Origin of the sequence: Rhodococcus sp. IEGM 1351 (genome assembly GCF_030056875.1) — a bacterium.
GTDB lineage: Bacteria > Actinomycetota > Actinomycetes > Mycobacteriales > Mycobacteriaceae > Rhodococcus_F > Rhodococcus_F opacus.
Map to the genome: position 1 here is coordinate 1 of NZ_JASHKU010000020.1, position 17759 is coordinate 17759.

Genomic DNA, 17759 nt, shown 5'->3' on the forward strand with positions numbered 1-17759 from the left:
TGCACCCGACAGGGTGTGGGAGAGTAGGACACCGCCGAACATCCGTTACCGAAAGGGGACCCAATATACTGGGTCCCCTTTCGTGGTTTGTGTGAAAGGAATGACTGTGTCGGAGAGTGACGACGGACGTCGGTCCTTCCGCGGAGGCGGCGCCTCCAACAGCAATCGTGGCGGCGCCTCCAACAGCAATCGTGGCGGCGCCTCCAACAGCAATCGTGGCGGTCCGTCCAGCAGCAATCGTGGCGGTGCGTCCAGCAGCGACCGCGGCGGCGCCGGAGGTTCGGGTCGTGGTGGCTCGACCGGTGGTCCCCGTCGCGATTCGCGCGACAACCGTGGCGGTGCCGGTGGTGATCGTCGCGGTGGCGGACCCCGTCGTGGTGGCGAGGGCGGCTTCGCGCCTCGCGGACGTGACGGTGACCGTCCGCAGCGGCAGCAGGCCCGTCCGGACGAACCGGATCTGCCCGAGAACGTCGAGGCCGGCGAGCTCGATCCCGCTGTGCGCCGCGACCTGCTGAGCCTGGACAAGACGAATGCGAACACGGTGGCGCGTCACCTGGTGATGGCCGGCAAGCTCGTCGACGACGATCCGCGACTTGCGCTCGCGCATGCCCGCGCCGCACGCCAGCGTGCGGGCCGAATCGCCATCGTCCGTGAGGCCGCGGGTATCACCGCGTATCACGCCGGCGAATGGGCGGAGGCGCTGTCGGAACTGCGCGCCGCTCGTCGCATGGCCGGTGGTCCCGGACTGCTCGCGGTGATGGCGGACTGCGAACGCGGACTGGGCCGCCCGGAGCGGGCAATCGAACTCGGGCGGAGCGACGAAGCTGCTGCGCTGTCCGGTGACGAGGCAGCCGAACTGCGCATCGTGGTCGCCGGAGCGCGCATGGACCTCGGTCAGTTCGACCAGGCCGTGGTCACACTGCAGACCCCCGATCTCGACGCCTCGCGAACCGGTCCCGGCGCCGCTCGCCTGTTCTACGCGTACGCGGATGCCTTGGTGGCGGCCGGTCGCATCGAGGACGGACTCAAGTGGTTCCTCAATTCCGCCGCGGCGGATCTCGAGGGTGACACCGACGCGGAGGAGCGTGTGGCCGAGCTGACCGGAGACGATCAGTGACGGCTCTGCGCGACGGCTACGACGCACTGCTGCTCGACCTCGACGGCACCCTGTACCAGGGGCCGCAGGAAATCCCCGGTGCGCGAGAGGCTTTGGCGGCCGGGGAGCAGTCCTGCTATTACGTGACCAACAACGCCAGTCGCAGGCCGGGTGAGGTCGCGGAACACCTCACGGAACTCGGTTTCGACGCTGACGAGTCGACGGTGGTGACGAGTTCACAGACCGCGGCCAGGCTGCTCGCGGAGAACGTCGCCCCCGGTTCGCCGGTGCTCATCGTGGGCACCGAAGCGCTTGCCGACGAAATCCGACACGTCGGACTGCGTCCGGTGCGGTCGTTCGAGGACGCGCCCGCGGCTGTCGTCCAAGGACATTCGCCGGCGACGGACTGGGCGATACTCGCCGAGGCGACCCTCGCGATCCGGGCCGGCGCGGTCTGGGTGGCGGCGAACCTGGACACGACCCTCCCCACCGAACGCGGACTCGTCCTCGGCAACGGATCGATGGTCGCAGCGCTCCGCACGGCGACGTCCCGCGAACCACTGGTGGCGGGTAAACCGGCCGCGCCGCTGATGGAAGACGCGATGCGCCGCAGCAAGTGTGTGCGCCCGCTCGTCGTGGGCGACAGGCTGGACACCGACATCGAAGGCGCCAACAACGTCGGCCTCGATTCGCTGCTGGTGCTCACCGGAGTGAGCACCGCGGTCGACGTGCTGCGCGCCGCCCCGGAGCAACGGCCCACCTACCTGGCGTCCGAACTGGACGCGCTCAACCGGCCCGCCGAGGAATCCCTCATCGGCGAGGACAACCGGTGGTCCGTCGAGTTCGACGGCAGCGATCTGGTGATCGAACCGACAAGCGAATCCGCTGCGCCGGTGGATTCGGCTGCGCTGCTGCGGGCTGTGACCGCCGGCGCCTGGAAGTTCCCCGACTTCTCGCGGATCACGTCGACGACGCCCACGGTGAGTGCGGTCGTCTCCGGCTGGGGTGCCTGAAACCCGGCAGACCCGCGTTGTCCGTCACGCGATTCGCTGTATGCGTATCGGAACGCGATGGACTAGCGTTGTGCCCGATGAGCACGCCAATACCGCGCCCGGGAGCCCATCTACCTGGGCCTCCTCAGAGTGTCGACCCCGAGAAGATTCACACGGAGGTCGACGGATTGTTGTCGCGGCTCGGAGCCGTCGAACCTGATCCTGACGACGAGCACGGCGTCGGGGTCATCCCGCGCAAAGCCCATCTTCTCGAGAAGGCGCACGACGTGCTGGTGGAGGCGCTTGCCACCGTGGACAAGATCTGACGTGGCCCGTCGAGCACGGGTGGATGCCGAACTCGTTCGGCGGGGGCTGGCCCGGTCCCGCGAACACGCGCAAGAACTCATCGCCTCCGGCCGAGTACTGATCTCGGGAGCGGCAGCGACCAAACCGGCCACCGCAATCGAAGCGGGAACTCCGCTGCGGGTGGTCGAGGTCGACAACGAAGTGACCTGGGCATCGCGCGGGGCGCACAAACTCCTCGGTGCGCTCGAGGCGTTCGGCCCCCGCGGACTCGAGATCGAGGCCAAGCGCTGCCTCGACGCCGGCGCGTCCACCGGCGGCTTCACCGACGTGCTGCTTCACCACGGCGCGCGAGAAGTCGTGGCGGTGGACGTCGGATACGGCCAGCTGGTGTGGCGGCTGCAGTCCGACGACCGCGTCCACGTCGTCGACCGGACCAACGTGCGATCCATCGACGCCGAGCAGATCGGCGGCCCGGTCGATCTGGTGGTCGCGGACCTCTCGTTCATCTCCCTGAAGCTCGTCCTCCCGGCGTTCGTCGCCTGCGTGGCCGACGGCGCAGATCTGATTCCGATGGTGAAGCCGCAGTTCGAGGTCGGCAAGGACCACGTGGGCTCCGGTGGTGTGGTGCGTGACCCGGAGCTGCGCGTCGCCGCGGTACTGGACGTCGCGAAGACCGCAGAGTCGCTGGGACTGCGTACCGTCGGTGCAGTGGCCAGTCCGCTGCCGGGACCGTCGGGGAACGTCGAATACTTCCTGTGGCTCCGCGCGGATGTCACACCCGGGACGGATGATGTACCGGTCGAGTCGGTTGAAGAGTTGATCCGCACCGCGGTGCAGGAGGGACCACAGTGAGCGGGGGAAGCAGCGGCGCCCAGCAACGCGAGCGGGAGATCCTGCTCGTCGCGCACCCGGGCCGCGCCGAGATCACGGAGACGGCGCGGCGCGTTGGCAAGATCTTCGAGCGGGCCGGGATCGGACTGCGCGTCCTCGTCGACGAGGTCGACAGCACCCGCATCGAACCGATGGACGGCATGGCGGCCGACGAATTCCTGGTTCCCGGGCTGGAAGTCACCATCGTGCAGGCCGGCCCGGACGCCGCCGTCGGTTGCGAGATGGTGCTCGTCCTCGGCGGAGACGGAACGTTCCTCCGGGCAGCGGAACTCGCCCAGGCCGCGTCCATTCCGGTACTGGGCATCAATCTGGGCCGCATCGGGTTCCTCGCGGAAACGGAGGCCGAGCACCTCGACGAGGCGCTCGCCCAGGTCGTGCGTCGTGAATACCGCATCGAACACCGTATGACGCTGGACGTGCTGGTCCGCGTGGACGACGAGATCATCGAACGCGGCTGGGCGCTCAACGAGGCGAGCATCGAGAACCGGTCCCGGCTCGGTGTCCTCGAGGTGGTGCTCGAGGTGGACGGCCGCCCCGTGTCGGCCTTCGGCTGCGACGGCGTCCTCATCTCCACCCCGACCGGGTCGACGGCATACGCGTTCTCGGCCGGCGGGCCCGTGGTGTGGCCGGAACTGGAGGCCCTGCTGGTGGTCCCGAGCAATGCGCACGCGCTGTTCGCGCGCCCCCTCGTGACGAGCCCGAATTCGCTGATCGCGGTCGAGACGGTGGCAGGCAGCCACGACGGCCTGGTGTTCTGTGACGGTCGCCGGACCCTCGAGCTGCCCGCGGGCGCCCGCGTCGAAGTGGTGCGTGGCAAGGAACCCGTTCGTTGGATACGACTGGATTCGGCGCCGTTCGCGGACCGGATGGTGCGAAAGTTCGAGCTGCCCGTCACCGGGTGGCGAGGAAGGAAGCCCTAGACGTGCTGGCAGAGATCAGGATCGACAACCTCGGTGTGATCTCCGAGGCGTCGGCGCAATTCCACGAAGGTTTGACGGTGCTCACCGGTGAGACCGGTGCGGGCAAGACGATGGTGGTGACGAGCCTGCACCTGCTCAGCGGTGCGCGAGCGGACGCCGGCCGGGTGCGTCTGGGCGCGCCCCGTGCCGTGGTCGAGGGCCGGTTCATGACGGACGAGGGCTCGGAGCACGTCGAACGTGCCGTGTCTCGGCTGCTCGAATCGACCGGCGCGGAGCGGGACGAGGACGGCACCATCATCGCGGTGCGGACCGTCGGCAGCGACGGACGGTCCCGCGCCCACCTCGGTGGGCGCAGCGTTCCGGCGGGCGTGCTGTCCGAGTTCACCGATCCACTGCTCACCGTTCACGGTCAGAACGATCAGCTGCGGCTCCTCCGGCCCGACCAGCAGTGCGCCGCCCTGGACAGGTTCGCGGACAAGACGGTCGGCCCGCTGCTGGCGCGGTACCGCAAGCACCGCGACGAATGGGTGACCGCACGGTCCGAACTGATCGAACGCACCGGCCGTACCCGGGAACTCGCGCAGGAGGCCGACCAACTGACGTTCGCCCTCAACGAGATCGATGGCATCGCGCCCACTCCGGGTGAGGACGAGTCGATCGTGTCGGAGGTCCGCAGGCTCAGCGAACTCGACTCGCTGCGCTCGGCGGCCGAGGAAGCGCACGCCGCGCTCACCGGCGGCGACGACATGGACGGCGACGGTGTGGGCGCACCCGCGCTGGATCTGTTGTCCGAGGCGCGGGCCCGGATCGAATCGGCGACCGACCCCGAACTCGACGGGCTCGGACCGCGTCTCGCCGACGCGATCGCGGTGGTCACCGACGTCTCCGCCGACCTGACCACGTATCTCGCCGGGCTTCCGGCGGATCCGGGGGCACTGGACTCCTTGCTGTCGCGGCAGGCGGAACTGAAGAACCTCACCCGCAAATACGCCGCCGATGTCGACGGCGTACTGGAATGGGCAGACAACGCCCGTGCGAGGCTCGAGAAGATCGACGTGTCCTCCGATGCTCTGGCGGCGCTGACGAAGCAGGTCGAGGAGTCGGCGGCGTCCACCGCGGAGGCCGCGTCGAAGCTGACCGCGGCGCGCGTCAAGGCGGCGGCCAAACTCGCCAAGGCAGTCAGTTCCGAACTCGCAGGTCTGGCGATGGGCCGGGCCGCTCTCGAGGTGTCGGTCCGCCCCCGGATCGCCGGACCTCAGGACACGGCACCGCTCACCATCGACGGGACGGAACTGCACGCGGGATCGTCCGGCGTCGACGAAGTGGAATTTCGGCTGTCGGCGCACAGCGGCGCTCAGTCGCTGCCCATCAGCAAGAGCGCGTCCGGCGGTGAACTCTCGCGCGTGATGCTGGCCCTCGAGGTCGTGCTCGCCGGGTCCGATTCGGGCGCGACGATGGTGTTCGACGAGGTCGACGCCGGCGTCGGCGGTCGGGCCGCGGTCGAGATCGGCCGGCGGCTGGCCCGGCTCGCCCGGACACACCAGGTCATCGTCGTGACGCACCTGCCGCAGGTCGCGGCATTCGCGGACACCCACCTGGTGGTCGACAAGGTCGACGACACGGACGGGGTCGTCAGCAGCGGTGTGCACGCACTCACCGACGACGAACGGGTGGTGGAACTGGCGCGCATGCTCGCCGGACTCGACGACACCGAGACCGGTCGGGCGCACGCGGAGGAACTGTTGGCCACCGCCAACGCCGAGCGTTCCGTCTGAACCGGCCCGGCGGACCGTCAGCCGCACGCGTGGTAATGGTGTGACTGATGTGGTAAACGGTTCGGCGCGCCTCCACAGGTCGGTCCTGCTTCCGGTCCATCATCGAACTCATGAAGATGCCGGCACTGCTGTCACGTAACACCGAAACTTTGCCTGGGGTCAGCGGCATCGCCAGGGTGGATCGCAACACGGCCAAGTTGCTGCGACGCGTCGGACCCGGTGACATCGTCGTTCTCGACGAGCTCGACCTCGATCGCGGGACCGCGGACGCCCTGGTGAAGGCCGGCGTTCTCGCAGTGATCAACGCATCGCCCTCGATCTCGGGGCGTTATCCCAACCTCGGTCCGGAGGTGATCGTCGCCAACGGCATCCTCCTGGTGGATTCGGCCGGCGCCGAGATCTTCAAGAGCATCAAGGACGGCAGCAAGGTCCGGGTGAACGGGGGAGGTGTCTACTCCGGGGAACGGCGCATCGCCAAGGGTGACGAACAGACCGAGGCGGAGATCTCCGACCGGATGATCGAGGCGAAGACCGGGCTGGTCGACCACCTCGAGGCGTTCTCCGGCAACACCATCGAGTTCATCCGCACCGAGAGTCCACTGCTGATCGACGGCGTCGGAGTCCCCGACGTGGACGTCGACATGAAGGAACGGCACGTCGTGATCGTGTCCGACGGCCCGGATCACGCCTCCGACCTGAAGAACCTCAAGCCGTTCATCAAGGAGTACTCGCCGATCCTCATCGGCGTCGGGGCAGGCGCCGACGTCCTGAAGTCGGCGGGCTATCGCCCGGATCTCATCGTCGGCGACCCCGAGGACATCACGAGCGCGACGCTCAAGTCGGGCGCCGAGGTTGTACTTCCCGCCGACCAGGACGGTCACGCACCCGGCCTGTCACGGATCCAGGACCTCGGCATCGGAGCGATGACGTTCCCCGCCTCCGGATCCCCGTCCGACCTGGCGCTGCTACTGGCCGATCATCACGGCGCGTCGCTGATCGTCACGGTCGGGAGCACTGTCTCCCTCGACGAATTCTTCGACCGCGGCCGCCGCGACAGCAACCCGTCGGCGTTCATGACCCGCCTGAAGGTCGGGCCGAAACTGGTGGACGCGAAGGCCGTGGCGACCCTGTACCGGAGCCGGGTGTCGGGCGGCGCGATCGCGCTGCTCGTACTGGCCGCACTGGTCGCGGTGATCGTGGCCCTGGTGGTGTCGAACATCGGTGGTGAGGCACTGGACTGGGCCGTCGCGACATGGAACAGCTTCGCGTTATGGGTCCAGGGGTTCTTCAAGTGATTTCTCTGCGTCAACATGCCATTTCCATAGCGGCGATCTTCCTGGCTCTGGCAATCGGCGTGGTGATGGGTTCCGGCCTGTTGTCGAGCGGTCTCGTGTCGGGGTTGCGCGACGACAAGGCCGACCTGCAGACCGACGTGGAGAAGGCGAACGAACGCAACAACCAGCTGACCGAGCAGTTGAACTCGGCGGACGGCTTCGATTCCGCGGTCGGCGGCCGGGTGGTGGCCGACTCTCTCGCGCAACGCACCGTGATGGTCGTGACGACCCCGGATGCCGACCCCGCCGACCTCGACGGGGTCAACCGCATGATCGCGCAGGCCGGTGGATCGGTGACCGGCCGGGTGTCGTTGACCGATTCGTTCGTGGATGCCACGGGCGGTGACCGGCTGCGGACAGTCGTCAACAACGTGATCCCCGCGGGTATCACGCTGAAGACCGGGGCCGTCGACCAGGGCAGCCTGGCCGGTGACCTGCTGGGCTCGGTCCTCATGCTCGGCAAGGAGACGGGCCAGCCGCAGAGTTCCGCGCAGGAGATGGCGCTCGCCCTCGAGACCCTCCGCGGGGCGGGATTCGTCAGCTACGACGACGGTGCGGTCCAACCGGCGCAGGTCGCGGTGGTGCTGACCGGCGATCGCGACGTGGAGGACGGCGTCAGCGGCAACCGCGGTGCCGTGGTGGCCAGGTTCGCGGGTGCGCTGGATTCGCGCGGTGCCGGGGCGGTTCTCGCCGGGCGTCCGGCCTCGGCGCAGGGCAACGGTGCGGTCGCCGTGGCGCGGGCCGATGCCGCCCTCTCCGCGGCGCTGACCACGATCGACAACATCGACCGGGAAGCGGGCAAGATCACCGTCCCGCTCGCGCTGCAGGAGCAACTGAACGGCGGCGCCGGCCGGTACGGCACCGGGCCCGGTACCACCGGAGTCACCGTGGGGGCCATCCCGGCGTAGCGCGCGTCACATCGGGGCGGGCAATCGCGACGCGTTGTTTCCGGGACGTACGTCAAGGTGTTACCGTGAAGTCCCGTGGGTCGGCAGGCCCCAGCATTGCTCGAACAGACCAAGCCCTGCACAGTCGTCACGGGAGCCCCTTTGCCACAGTCACGCACTCATTCGCGTACCGCTACCAAGCACATCTTCGTGAGCGGCGGCGTCGCCTCCTCACTCGGCAAGGGCCTCACAGCCTCGAGCCTCGGGCAATTGCTCACCGCGCGGGGAATGCGCGTGACCATGCAGAAACTGGATCCGTATCTCAACGTCGATCCGGGCACGATGAACCCCTTCCAGCACGGTGAGGTGTTCGTCACCGAGGACGGCGCCGAGACCGACCTCGACGTCGGTCACTACGAGCGCTTCCTCGACCGCGACCTGTCCGGTCAGGCGAATGTGACCACCGGCCAGGTGTATTCGACGGTCATCGCCAAGGAGCGGCGCGGCGAATACCTCGGCGACACCGTCCAGGTCATCCCGCACATCACGGACGAGATCAAGAGCCGGATCCTCGCCATGAGCGGACCGGACCTCCAGGGACACCGGCCCGACGTCGTCATCACGGAGATCGGTGGCACCGTCGGTGACATCGAGTCGCAGCCGTTCCTCGAGGCCGCCCGTCAGGTGCGCCACGACGTCGGTCGCGACAACGTCTTCTTCCTCCACGTCTCCCTGGTGCCGTACCTGGCGCCGTCGGGCGAGCTCAAGACGAAGCCCACCCAGCACTCGGTCGCGGCCCTGCGGAACATCGGTATCCAGCCCGACGCGCTGATCCTGCGCTGCGACCGCGAGGTTCCCCCGGCGCTGAAGAACAAGATCGCGCTCATGTGCGACGTCGACGTCGACGGCTGCATCTCGACCCCCGACGCGCCCTCGATCTACGACATCCCGAAGGTGCTGCACAGCGAGGGCCTCGACGCGTACGTGGTGCGGCAGCTGGGTCTGCCGTTCCGCGACGTGGACTGGACCGTGTGGGGCAACCTGCTCGAGCGCGTCCACCAGCCGCGCGAGACCGTGCGGATCGCCCTCGTCGGAAAGTACGTCGACCTGCCGGACGCCTACCTGTCCGTCACCGAGGCGCTGCGTGCCGGTGGGTTCGCGAACCGCTCGAAGGTGGAAATCTCCTGGGTGCCGTCCGACACGTGTGAGACGGAGGCGGGCGCGCAGGCCGCCCTGGGCGACGTCGACGGCGTGCTGATTCCCGGTGGCTTCGGAATCCGCGGTATCGAGGGCAAGCTCGGCGCGATCAGGTACGCGCGCCACCGGAAGATCCCGCTGCTCGGACTGTGCCTCGGCCTGCAGTGCGTCGTGATCGAGGCCGCGCGCAGCGTGGGTCTCGACGACGCCAACTCCGCCGAGTTCGAGCCCGAGACCACGCACCCCGTGATCTCCACGATGGCCGACCAGGAAGACGTCATCGCCGGCGAGGCGGACCTCGGTGGCACGATGCGCCTCGGCGCGTACCCCGCCGTCCTGGCGAAGGGGTCCGTCGTCGCCCGGGCGTACGGCAGCGAAGAGGTGTCGGAGCGCCACCGTCACCGCTACGAGGTCAACAACGCGTACCGCGACCGGATCGCGAAGAGCGGACTCCGGTTCAGCGGGACCTCGCCGGACGGTCACCTCGTCGAGTTCGTCGAGTACCCGGCCGACCAGCACCCGTTCTTCGTCGCGACGCAGGCGCACCCCGAGCTGAAGAGCCGTCCGACGCGCCCGCACCCGCTGTTCGCGGCGTTCGTCGACGCGGCGTTGAAGCACAAGCTCGAAGAGCGGCTTCCCGTCGACGTGCACGGCGAGGAGCGGGCCGCCACCGTCGCCACCGATGACGAGCTCGCCGACTCCGCCGACCGCGACGAGGTCGCGTCCGTCGACAGCGCGGGATAGGGCGAGACCGACCATGACCGACACCGGCCGGCACGAATTCGAGACTCTCGACTCGCGCACCGTCTACAGCGGCGCGATCCTCGCCCTGCGGGTGGATCACGTCGCGATGCCGGACGGCCGGACCGCCGAACGTGAGGTCGTCGAGCACCACGGCGCCGTCGCCGTCGTGGTGCTCGACGACGAGGACCGGGTCGTCCTGATCCATCAGTACCGGCACCCGGTGGGGCGCCGCTTGTGGGAGATCCCGGCGGGCCTGCTGGACGAGCCGGGGGAGGACCCCGTCGACGCCGCCGGGCGCGAGCTGGCGGAGGAGACCGGACTCGGAGCCCGTCGCTGGTCCGTTCTCGTGGACGTCGTTCTCTCGCCCGGATTCACGGACGAGTCGGTGCGCGTGTTCCTCGCCGAGGACCTGTACGACGTGGACCGGCCCGACCCGGAGGACGAGGAAGCCGACCTCGAGATCGAGCGGATTCCACTCGACGAGGTCGTGTCGATGGTGCTGAACGGGACAATCGTGAACGCCACGGCCGTAGCCGGTGTGATGGCACTGGCGGCCGCCCGGTCCCGGCCGGGCGGTCGCGGCGAACTCCGCGACGTGACCGCGCCCTGGGTCGATCGCCCCGACAGGTTCAGCGAGAGAAAACGCTCGCGCGCGGCCGGGGACGAGGCCGCGCGGGCATGACATGGTGATTGCGCGGCAGGTGGATTCGTACCTCGACCACCTGGCCGTCGAGCGCGGAGCTGCGCGCAACACCCTCGGTTCGTATCGCCGCGACCTCGAGCGGTACACGCAGTTCCTCGCGGACCGGGAGGTCACCGACATCGGGCGCATCCGCCAACAGGATGTCAGTGACTTCGTGATCGCTCTGCGAACCGGCGATCCGGCTCGCGAACTGTCGCCGCTGGCCGCGAGCTCGGCGGCCCGTGCCCTGATCGCGGTGCGCGGATTCCACCGCTTCGCCGCGGCCGAGGGGATGACCGCCGTCGACGTCGCCCGGGACGTGCGGCCGCCGTCGCCGGCGAAACGGCTCCCCAAATCCCTGCCGGTCAACGAGGTGCTGGCGCTGTTGGAGGCGGTCGGAGGCAGCGGACCCGCAGACGGACCGCGGGCGGTCCGCGACCGCGCGCTGCTCGAGTTGCTGTACTCGACGGGCGCCCGCATCTCCGAAGCCGTCGGCCTGGACGTCGACGACGTCGACACCGAGACCCGGTCGGTGCTGCTGCGGGGCAAGGGCGGCAAGCAGCGGGTGGTGCCGGTGGGCCGGCCCGCCGTCGAATCCCTCGACGCCTACCTGATCCGGGGCCGGCCGGCACTGGCGTCACGCGGAACACCCGCACTGTTCCTCAATGTCCGCGGCGGACGGCTGTCCCGCCAGAGTGCGTGGAAGGTACTGCAGGCCGCGGCGGACGCGGCGGGCATCTCGTCGGCGGTGTCACCGCACACACTCCGTCACTCGTTTGCGACGCACCTGCTCGACGGCGGCGCCGACGTCCGTGTCGTCCAGGAGCTGCTGGGACATGCCTCGGTGACGACCACCCAGATATATACGCTGGTGACAGTGGGTGCGCTACGCGAGGTGTGGGCCGGAGCGCACCCTCGGGCGAGGTGACGGAAAGCGTGTCGAGGGGAAAATTCACGGTACGAGGCGGTAGCGTTCGTATAACGATGTGGGATCGGCAGCGATCATCGAGAGAACAGGGGATCATCGGACCGTGGTGACACCGCAGCCGCCAGCGGCGGAGTCAGAGCACTCGCAACAGGAGGGCGACATGTTCGTGCGGCAAACCGAATCCGCAGCCTTGTTCGAGGACACTGCCGTGGTCGTGGAGGAAGAGCTCGGCCCCACGGGGCGGCCGACGCGCGAGGTGCCGGAACCGGCCCCGTTGCCCTCGCACGGCCCGGCAAAGATCATCGCGATGTGCAACCAGAAGGGTGGCGTCGGCAAGACGACGTCGACGATCAACCTGGGAGCGTCGCTGGCCGAGTTCGGCCGCCGTGTCCTGCTCGTCGACCTCGATCCCCAGGGGGCGCTGTCCGCGGGCCTCGGCGTCGCCCACCACGACCTCGAACTGACCGTCCACAATCTGCTCGTCGAGCCCCGTGTCGCGATCGATGACGTCCTGATGCGGACACGTGTCGAGGGCCTCGACCTCCTGCCGAGTAACATCGACCTGTCGGCGGCGGAGATCCAGCTCGTCACCGAGGTCGGGCGGGAACAGACGCTCGGACGTGTGCTGCATCCGGTGCTCGACCGGTACGACTACGTCCTGATCGACTGCCAGCCTTCCCTCGGTCTGCTCACGGTGAACGCGCTTGCCTGCGCGGACTCGGTGATCATCCCGATGGAATGCGAGTACTTCAGCCTGCGCGGCCTGGCGCTGCTCAACGACACGGTCGAGAAGGTTCACGACCGGCTCAACCCGCGGCTCGAACTCGCCGGCATCGTCGTCACGATGTTCGACTCGCGCACCCTGCACGCGCGTGAGGTGATGGCCCGTGTGGTGGAGGTGTTCGGGGATCTCGTCTACGACACCGTGATCAACCGCACCGTGCGCTTCCCGGAGACCTCGGTCGCCGGGGAGCCGATCACCACCTGGGCGCCGAAATCGACCGGCGCCGAGGCGTACCGTGCTCTGGCACGCGAGGTCATACACCGGTCCGGCCGGTAAGTGGTGAATACGCAAGACATTTCGGCTCCACCGCAGACCCAGGTATCGCATGCCGACGATCAGCAGGCGCCCGCGGTCAAGCCCGGCTTCCGGGTGACGCTGCGGAATTTCGAGGGACCGTTCGACCTGCTCCTCACCCTGATCAACCAGCGACAGCTGGACGTCACGGAAGTCGCGTTGCACCAGGTGACGGACGACTTCATCGCCTACACCCGCACGCTGGGCGCGGAGATGGGTCTCGATCAGACCACCGAATTCCTGGTGGTCGCGGCGACGCTGCTCGACCTGAAGGCGGCCCGTCTGCTCCCCGCGGGGCAGGTGGAGGACGCCGAGGATCTCGCGCTCCTCGAGGCGCGCGACCTGCTGTTCGCCCGGCTGCTGCAGTACCGCGCGTACAAGCAGGTGGCGCAACTGTTCGGCGAGCTCGAGGCGGCCGCGCTGCGCCGGTACCCGCGGTCGGCGGCACTGGAGGACCAGTTCACCCAGTTGCTGCCGGAAGTGCTGCTCGGTGTCGACCCGCAGCGGTTCGCGGAGATCGCCGCGACCGTGTTCACACCCCGCCCGAAGCCCACCGTGGGACTGGACCATCTGCACGACATGCACGCGGTGTCGGTGCCGGAACAGGCGGCGCGGATGCTGGAACTGCTCCGCGAACGCGGGGCCGGGGAGTGGGCGACCTTCGGCGACCTGGTTTCGGAGTGCGAAGTGACCACCCTGATCGTGGCAAGATTCCTCGCGCTGCTCGAGCTGTATCGCGAGCAGGCGGTGTTGTTCGAACAGCCCGAGCCGCTCGGGGAATTGCTGGTGAGCTGGACCGGGGAGGGCACACACGCCCCGGTGACCGAGGAGGATTACGGATGAGTTCGGCCCCGTTCGACGAGTCGGACGACCAGGGCGCCGTCGACGCAGAACCCGAGCTGTCGGACACCGAACTCGAAGCCGTTCTCGAGTCGCTGCTGCTGATCGTCGACTCTCCCGCCGGAGCCGAACAGCTCGCCTCCGCGACCGGCGCTTCTGTGAATCGCATCACGGACGTGCTGAACCGCATGTCCGCCGAGCTCACCGCCCGTGGAAGCGGGATGGACCTCCGATATGCCGGTGACGGTTGGCGTCTCTACACGCGCACCGCGTACGCGCCCTACGTGGAACGTCTCCTGCTCGACGGTGCCCGGTCCAGACTGACGAGGGCGGCTTTGGAAACTCTGGCCGTGGTGGCATACCGTCAACCGTTGACCCGCGCACGGATCAGTGCGGTGCGCGGCGTCAACGTGGATGGTGTGGTGCGCACACTTCTCGCTCGCGGATTGATCGCCGAAGCCGGCGTCGATCCCGATACCAACGCCACGCAGTATTCGACGACGGAGCTCTTCCTGGAACGGCTCGGCTTGGCGTCTCTCGCCGATCTTCCCGCCTTGGCCCCGCTGTTGCCGGACGTGGATCTGATAGATGACATCAGTGACAGTCTGGAATCTGACCCACGATTTGCGAGAATGAATAAAGCTACGGCTTCCACAGAAGAGTTGGACACCGGGCTGGACACCGAAGACTGACAGGGATAGTACAAAAGTGAAGAAACCCGCTCGCCGAGATGGCACACCGGATCGCAACAACAAGAAGCAGCGCCCCACCAGGTCGGAGACCGGGGGTCGCTCGGACAGGTCGGAGGCCGGAGGGCGACCGAGCCGCTCCGAGACCGATCGGCGTCCGACCAGGTCGGACGCCGTCAAGGGCAAGTCGGGCAGGCCCGACTCCGCGGCTGCGAAGAACAAACGCGGCAAGCCCAAGTCGGCCAAGCCGCAGCGCGCCCAGGCCCACGCGCCCAAGATCAGCAACGCCAAGCCGGCCCGGCACCAGTACGCCGACGCCGCCGATCGGCCCGCCGGCCCGCCGCAGGGCGACGGCATGCGACTGCAGAAGGTTCTCGCCCAGGCCGGCGTCGCGTCGCGCCGTGCGGCCGAGGAACTGATCTCGCAGGGTCGCGTCGAGGTCGACGGCCGCATCGTCATCGAGCAGGGCCTGCGCATCGACCCCGAGAACGCGGTGGTGCGCGTGGACGGGGTCCGCGTCGTGGTGCAGAAGGACCTGGTCCACCTCGCGCTGAACAAGCCCCGCGGCTGGCAGTCGACGATGTCGGACGACCTGGGTCGCCCGTGCGTCGGCGACATCGTCTCCGAGCGGGTCGCCGCAGGTCAGCGGTTGTTCCACGTCGGTCGACTGGACGCCGACACCGAGGGACTGCTGCTGCTCACCAACGACGGTGACCTGGCGCACCGGCTGATGCACCCGTCCTTCGAGGTGTCGAAGACATACCTGGCGACCGTGTCGGGTGCCCTCGAACGCGGTGTCGGCAAGAAGCTCAAGGAGGGTGTCGAGCTCGACGACGGACCGGCGAAGGTCGACACGTTTACGCTCCTCGACATCAACGAGGGCAAGTCCCTCGTCCGCGTCACCCTGCACGAAGGCCGCAAGCACATCGTGCGCCGCCTGTTCGAGGCCGTGGGACACCCCGTCATCCGGCTCGTCCGGACGGACATCGGCGCCGTCGCTCTCGGCGACCAGCGTCCCGGCACGCTCCGCGTACTCGGTCGAGGCGAGGTCGGCGGTCTCTACGGGGCGGTGGGCCTGTGAGTACGTCGTCGCTGGTCGTCGCGATGGACGGCCCGTCCGGAACCGGGAAGTCGAGCGTCTCGCGGATGCTCGCGCAGCGGCTCGATGCCCGGTACCTCGACACCGGCGCCATGTACCGGATCGCGACGCTGCATGCGCTGCGCAAGGGCGTGGACCTCACCGATCCCGCAGCGATCGCCGACGCGACCGCCGGTCTGCCGTGGTCGATCGGCACCGACCCGTCGGGCGAGCAGGTCCTGCTCGACGGGGAGGACGTGGGGGAGGAGATCCGCGGCGACGCGGTGACCAAGGCCGTCTCGGCGGTCTCCGCCGTTCCCGCCGTGCGTGAACTGCTCGTCGCGGCGCAGCGCCGTCTCGCGGGCGAGGCCGAACGGATCGTCGTCGAGGGCCGGGACATCGGCACCGTCGTGATCCCGGACGCCGACGTGAAGATTTACCTGACCGCCTCGGCGGAAGCCCGGGCCCAGCGCAGGAATGCGCAGAATCTCGCGGAAGGACGAGGCGACGACTACGCGGCCGTGCTGGCCGACGTGCAGCGTCGTGACCACCTCGACTCCACGCGCGCCGTGTCGCCGCTGCGGCCGGCCGACGATTCCGTGCTGGTCGACACCAGCGAACTCGGAATCGACGACGTGATCGGCAGGTTGCTGCTGGTGGTAAGCGAAAGAACTGGAGCAGGGCAGTGACCGAACAATTCACCACCGAGTTCGCAGGCGACGGCACCTGGAGTGAGGAATCCGACTGGGAGGTCCTGGACCTCGAAGACGGCGGCGACGGAGAGTCCCACGTCCCGGTTCCCACCCTCGCAGTGGTCGGGCGCCCGAACGTCGGCAAGTCGACGCTCGTCAACCGGATCATCGGCCGACGCGAGGCCGTGGTCGAGGACATTCCCGGTGTCACCCGGGACCGCGTCTCGTACGAGGCGAACTGGAGTGGCCGCCGCTTCATGGTGCAGGACACCGGCGGCTGGGAACCCGACGCCAAGGGCCTGCAGCAATCGGTGGCCCGGCAGGCGGAACTGGCGATGCAGACCGCGGACGCGATCCTCCTCGTCGTCGACGCCGTCGTCGGCGCCACCGCAACGGACGAGGCCGTGGCCAAGGTGCTGCGCCGGTCCAAGACCCCGGTTCTGCTGGTGGCCAACAAGGTGGACGACGGCCGCACCGAATCCGAGGTGGCCGCACTGTGGTCGCTCGGTCTCGGACAGCCGCACTCGGTGAGCGCCACGCACGGCCGCGGTACCGGCGATCTCCTCGACGAGGTGCTCGCCGCACTCCCGGAGACCCCGCGTGAAGGCATTCCTGGCGGTGGGCCGCGACGCGTGGCTCTGGTCGGGAAGCCGAACGTCGGGAAGTCGAGCCTGCTGAACAAGCTGTCGGGCGACGAGCGTTCGGTGGTCCACAACGTCGCGGGCACCACCGTCGATCCGGTCGACTCGATCGTGGAGCTCGGCGGCAGGCCGTGGCGTTTCGTGGACACCGCCGGTCTGCGCAAGCGGGTCAGCCACGCCAGCGGCGCCGAGTTCTACGCGTCGCTGCGGACGAAGAGCGCGATCGAGGCCGCCGAGGTCGCGATTCTGCTGATCGACGCATCCGAGCCGATCTCGGAGCAGGACCTGCGCGTGCTGAGCATGGTGGCCGACGCCGGCCGGGCCCTCGTCATCGCGTTCAACAAGTGGGATCTCGTCGACGAGGACCGGCGCCTCCAGCTCGACCGGGAAGTCGATCGGGACCTGGTGCGGGTGCCGTGGGCGCAGCGCGTCAACATCTCGGCGCAGACGGGGCGCGCGGTGCAGAAGCTCGTCCCCGCCCTGGACACCGCACTGGAGTCCTGGGACAAGCGCATTCCCACGGGCCGGCTCAATACCTGGCTCAAGGAAGTCGTCGCCGCGACGCCGCCGCCGATGCGCGGTGGTCGGCTGCCTCGCGTGATGTTCGCCACGCAGGCCGGAACACGTCCGCCGACGTTCGTGCTGTTCACGACTGGGTTCCTGGAGGCGGGCTACCGCCGGTTCCTGGAGCGGCGTCTGCGCGAGGAGTTCAATTTCGACGGCAGCCCCGTCCGCATCTCGGTGCGGGTGCGGGAAAAGCGTGAGCGGCGAAATCGTTGATCCGACAGAATGCGCTCTGACCAGGCGATTAGCTTTACGGACTGCCCCTGATGTAATCTCATCGAGCACCTGAACGAGGGTGTGGACGGGCTGTGGCGCAGCTTGGTAGCGCACTTGACTGGGGGTCAAGTGGTCGCAGGTTCAAATCCTGTCAGCCCGACCAGATGATCAGAAAAGGCGGTTTCCCGGAAACGGGAAACCGCCTTTTC

17 protein-coding genes and 1 tRNA gene are annotated in these 17759 nt (G+C 68.5%); all 18 read left to right on the forward strand.

The features are described 5' to 3' along the window. Positions 1 to 100 precede the first annotated feature (100 nt). The 18 genes from QM806_RS28970 (at position 101) to QM806_RS29055 (ending at position 17713) form a co-directional block, all read left to right on the forward strand. The gene (locus tag QM806_RS28970) at positions 101 to 1117 is read left to right on the forward strand and encodes a tetratricopeptide repeat protein (RefSeq protein ID WP_210460742.1); all 1017 of its coding nucleotides are present in this window, start codon (positions 101 to 103) and stop codon (positions 1115 to 1117) included. After that, positions 1114 to 2109 (forward strand): HAD-IIA family hydrolase, encoded by a 996-nt coding sequence (locus tag QM806_RS28975; RefSeq protein WP_054246658.1) that lies wholly within the window; start codon positions 1114 to 1116, stop codon positions 2107 to 2109. Before QM806_RS28970 ends, QM806_RS28975 begins: the two co-directional genes overlap by 4 nt. Before the next feature lie 77 nt (positions 2110 to 2186). Next, on the forward strand, positions 2187 to 2414 hold the full coding sequence (locus tag QM806_RS28980; protein ID WP_043943807.1) for a hypothetical protein: 228 nt from the start codon (positions 2187 to 2189) through the stop codon (positions 2412 to 2414). 1 nt (position 2415) lies between these two features. Next, complete coding sequence (locus QM806_RS28985) at positions 2416 to 3246, forward strand: TlyA family RNA methyltransferase (RefSeq protein ID WP_054246659.1); 831 nt, start codon at positions 2416 to 2418, stop codon at positions 3244 to 3246. Continuing rightward, entirely contained in the window at positions 3243 to 4205 is a 963-nt protein-coding gene (locus QM806_RS28990) for an NAD kinase (RefSeq protein WP_005560437.1), read from the forward strand. The genes QM806_RS28985 and QM806_RS28990 overlap by 4 nt, the downstream gene beginning before the upstream one ends. Positions 4206 to 4207: 2 nt before the next feature. Continuing rightward, positions 4208 to 5980 (forward strand): DNA repair protein RecN, encoded by a 1773-nt coding sequence (gene recN, locus QM806_RS28995; protein ID WP_005560439.1) that lies wholly within the window; start codon positions 4208 to 4210, stop codon positions 5978 to 5980. A 110-nt stretch (positions 5981 to 6090) separates the two neighbouring features. Next, a complete protein-coding gene (steA, locus tag QM806_RS29000; protein WP_005243185.1) occupies positions 6091 to 7275 on the forward strand; it encodes a putative cytokinetic ring protein SteA in 1185 nt (394 codons plus the stop codon). Continuing rightward, a complete protein-coding gene (locus tag QM806_RS29005) occupies positions 7272 to 8222 on the forward strand; it encodes a copper transporter (RefSeq protein WP_043786794.1) in 951 nt (316 codons plus the stop codon). Before steA ends, QM806_RS29005 begins: the two co-directional genes overlap by 4 nt. A gap of 141 nt (positions 8223 to 8363) precedes the next feature. Next, positions 8364 to 10142, forward strand: a complete 1779-nt coding sequence (gene pyrG, locus QM806_RS29010; RefSeq protein ID WP_283293684.1) for a CTP synthase — start codon at positions 8364 to 8366, stop codon at positions 10140 to 10142. Between the two features lie 13 nt (positions 10143 to 10155). Beyond that, positions 10156 to 10824 carry an NUDIX domain-containing protein gene (locus QM806_RS29015; protein WP_167119165.1) on the forward strand — a complete coding sequence of 223 codons (669 nt, stop codon included), beginning with the start codon at positions 10156 to 10158 and terminating at the stop codon, positions 10822 to 10824. Between the two features lies 1 nt (position 10825). Further along, the gene (gene xerD / locus QM806_RS29020) at positions 10826 to 11752 is read left to right on the forward strand and encodes a site-specific tyrosine recombinase XerD (RefSeq protein WP_167119161.1); all 927 of its coding nucleotides are present in this window, start codon (positions 10826 to 10828) and stop codon (positions 11750 to 11752) included. Between the two features lie 160 nt (positions 11753 to 11912). Next, on the forward strand, positions 11913 to 12812 hold the full coding sequence (locus QM806_RS29025; protein ID WP_007295573.1) for a ParA family protein: 900 nt from the start codon (positions 11913 to 11915) through the stop codon (positions 12810 to 12812). Continuing rightward, the gene (locus QM806_RS29030) at positions 12813 to 13673 is read left to right on the forward strand and encodes a segregation and condensation protein A (RefSeq protein ID WP_120660725.1); all 861 of its coding nucleotides are present in this window, start codon (positions 12813 to 12815) and stop codon (positions 13671 to 13673) included. It abuts the gene before it with no gap. Then, positions 13670 to 14362 carry an SMC-Scp complex subunit ScpB gene (gene scpB, locus QM806_RS29035; protein ID WP_005264174.1) on the forward strand — a complete coding sequence of 231 codons (693 nt, stop codon included), beginning with the start codon at positions 13670 to 13672 and terminating at the stop codon, positions 14360 to 14362. Before QM806_RS29030 ends, scpB begins: the two co-directional genes overlap by 4 nt. Positions 14363 to 14378: 16 nt before the next feature. Beyond that, the gene (locus QM806_RS29040; RefSeq protein WP_005562872.1) at positions 14379 to 15440 is read left to right on the forward strand and encodes a pseudouridine synthase; all 1062 of its coding nucleotides are present in this window, start codon (positions 14379 to 14381) and stop codon (positions 15438 to 15440) included. Then, positions 15437 to 16126 carry a (d)CMP kinase gene (cmk, locus tag QM806_RS29045; RefSeq protein ID WP_005562874.1) on the forward strand — a complete coding sequence of 230 codons (690 nt, stop codon included), beginning with the start codon at positions 15437 to 15439 and terminating at the stop codon, positions 16124 to 16126. Before QM806_RS29040 ends, cmk begins: the two co-directional genes overlap by 4 nt. Further along, entirely contained in the window at positions 16123 to 17550 is a 1428-nt protein-coding gene (gene der, locus QM806_RS29050) for a ribosome biogenesis GTPase Der (protein ID WP_005243157.1), read from the forward strand. Before cmk ends, der begins: the two co-directional genes overlap by 4 nt. A gap of 86 nt (positions 17551 to 17636) precedes the next feature. Next, positions 17637 to 17713, forward strand: a tRNA-Pro gene (locus QM806_RS29055). The last annotated feature ends 46 nt before the right edge of the window (positions 17714 to 17759 follow it).

Bases quoted from the DNA above. Each gene is read 5' to 3' on its own strand.
- QM806_RS29025 (WP_007295573.1), top strand. From the start codon at position 11,913: ATGTTCGTGCGGCAAACCGAATCCGCAGCCTTGTTCGAGGACACTGCC.
- steA (WP_005243185.1), top strand. From the start codon at position 6,091: ATGAAGATGCCGGCACTGCTGTCACGTAACACCGAAACTTTGCCTGGG.
- xerD (WP_167119161.1), top strand. From the start codon at position 10,826: ATGGTGATTGCGCGGCAGGTGGATTCGTACCTCGACCACCTGGCCGTC.
- QM806_RS28980 (WP_043943807.1), top strand. From the start codon at position 2,187: ATGAGCACGCCAATACCGCGCCCGGGAGCCCATCTACCTGGGCCTCCT.
- QM806_RS29015 (WP_167119165.1), top strand. From the start codon at position 10,156: ATGACCGACACCGGCCGGCACGAATTCGAGACTCTCGACTCGCGCACC.
- QM806_RS28970 (WP_210460742.1), top strand. From the start codon at position 101: ATGACTGTGTCGGAGAGTGACGACGGACGTCGGTCCTTCCGCGGAGGC.
- scpB (WP_005264174.1), top strand. From the start codon at position 13,670: ATGAGTTCGGCCCCGTTCGACGAGTCGGACGACCAGGGCGCCGTCGAC.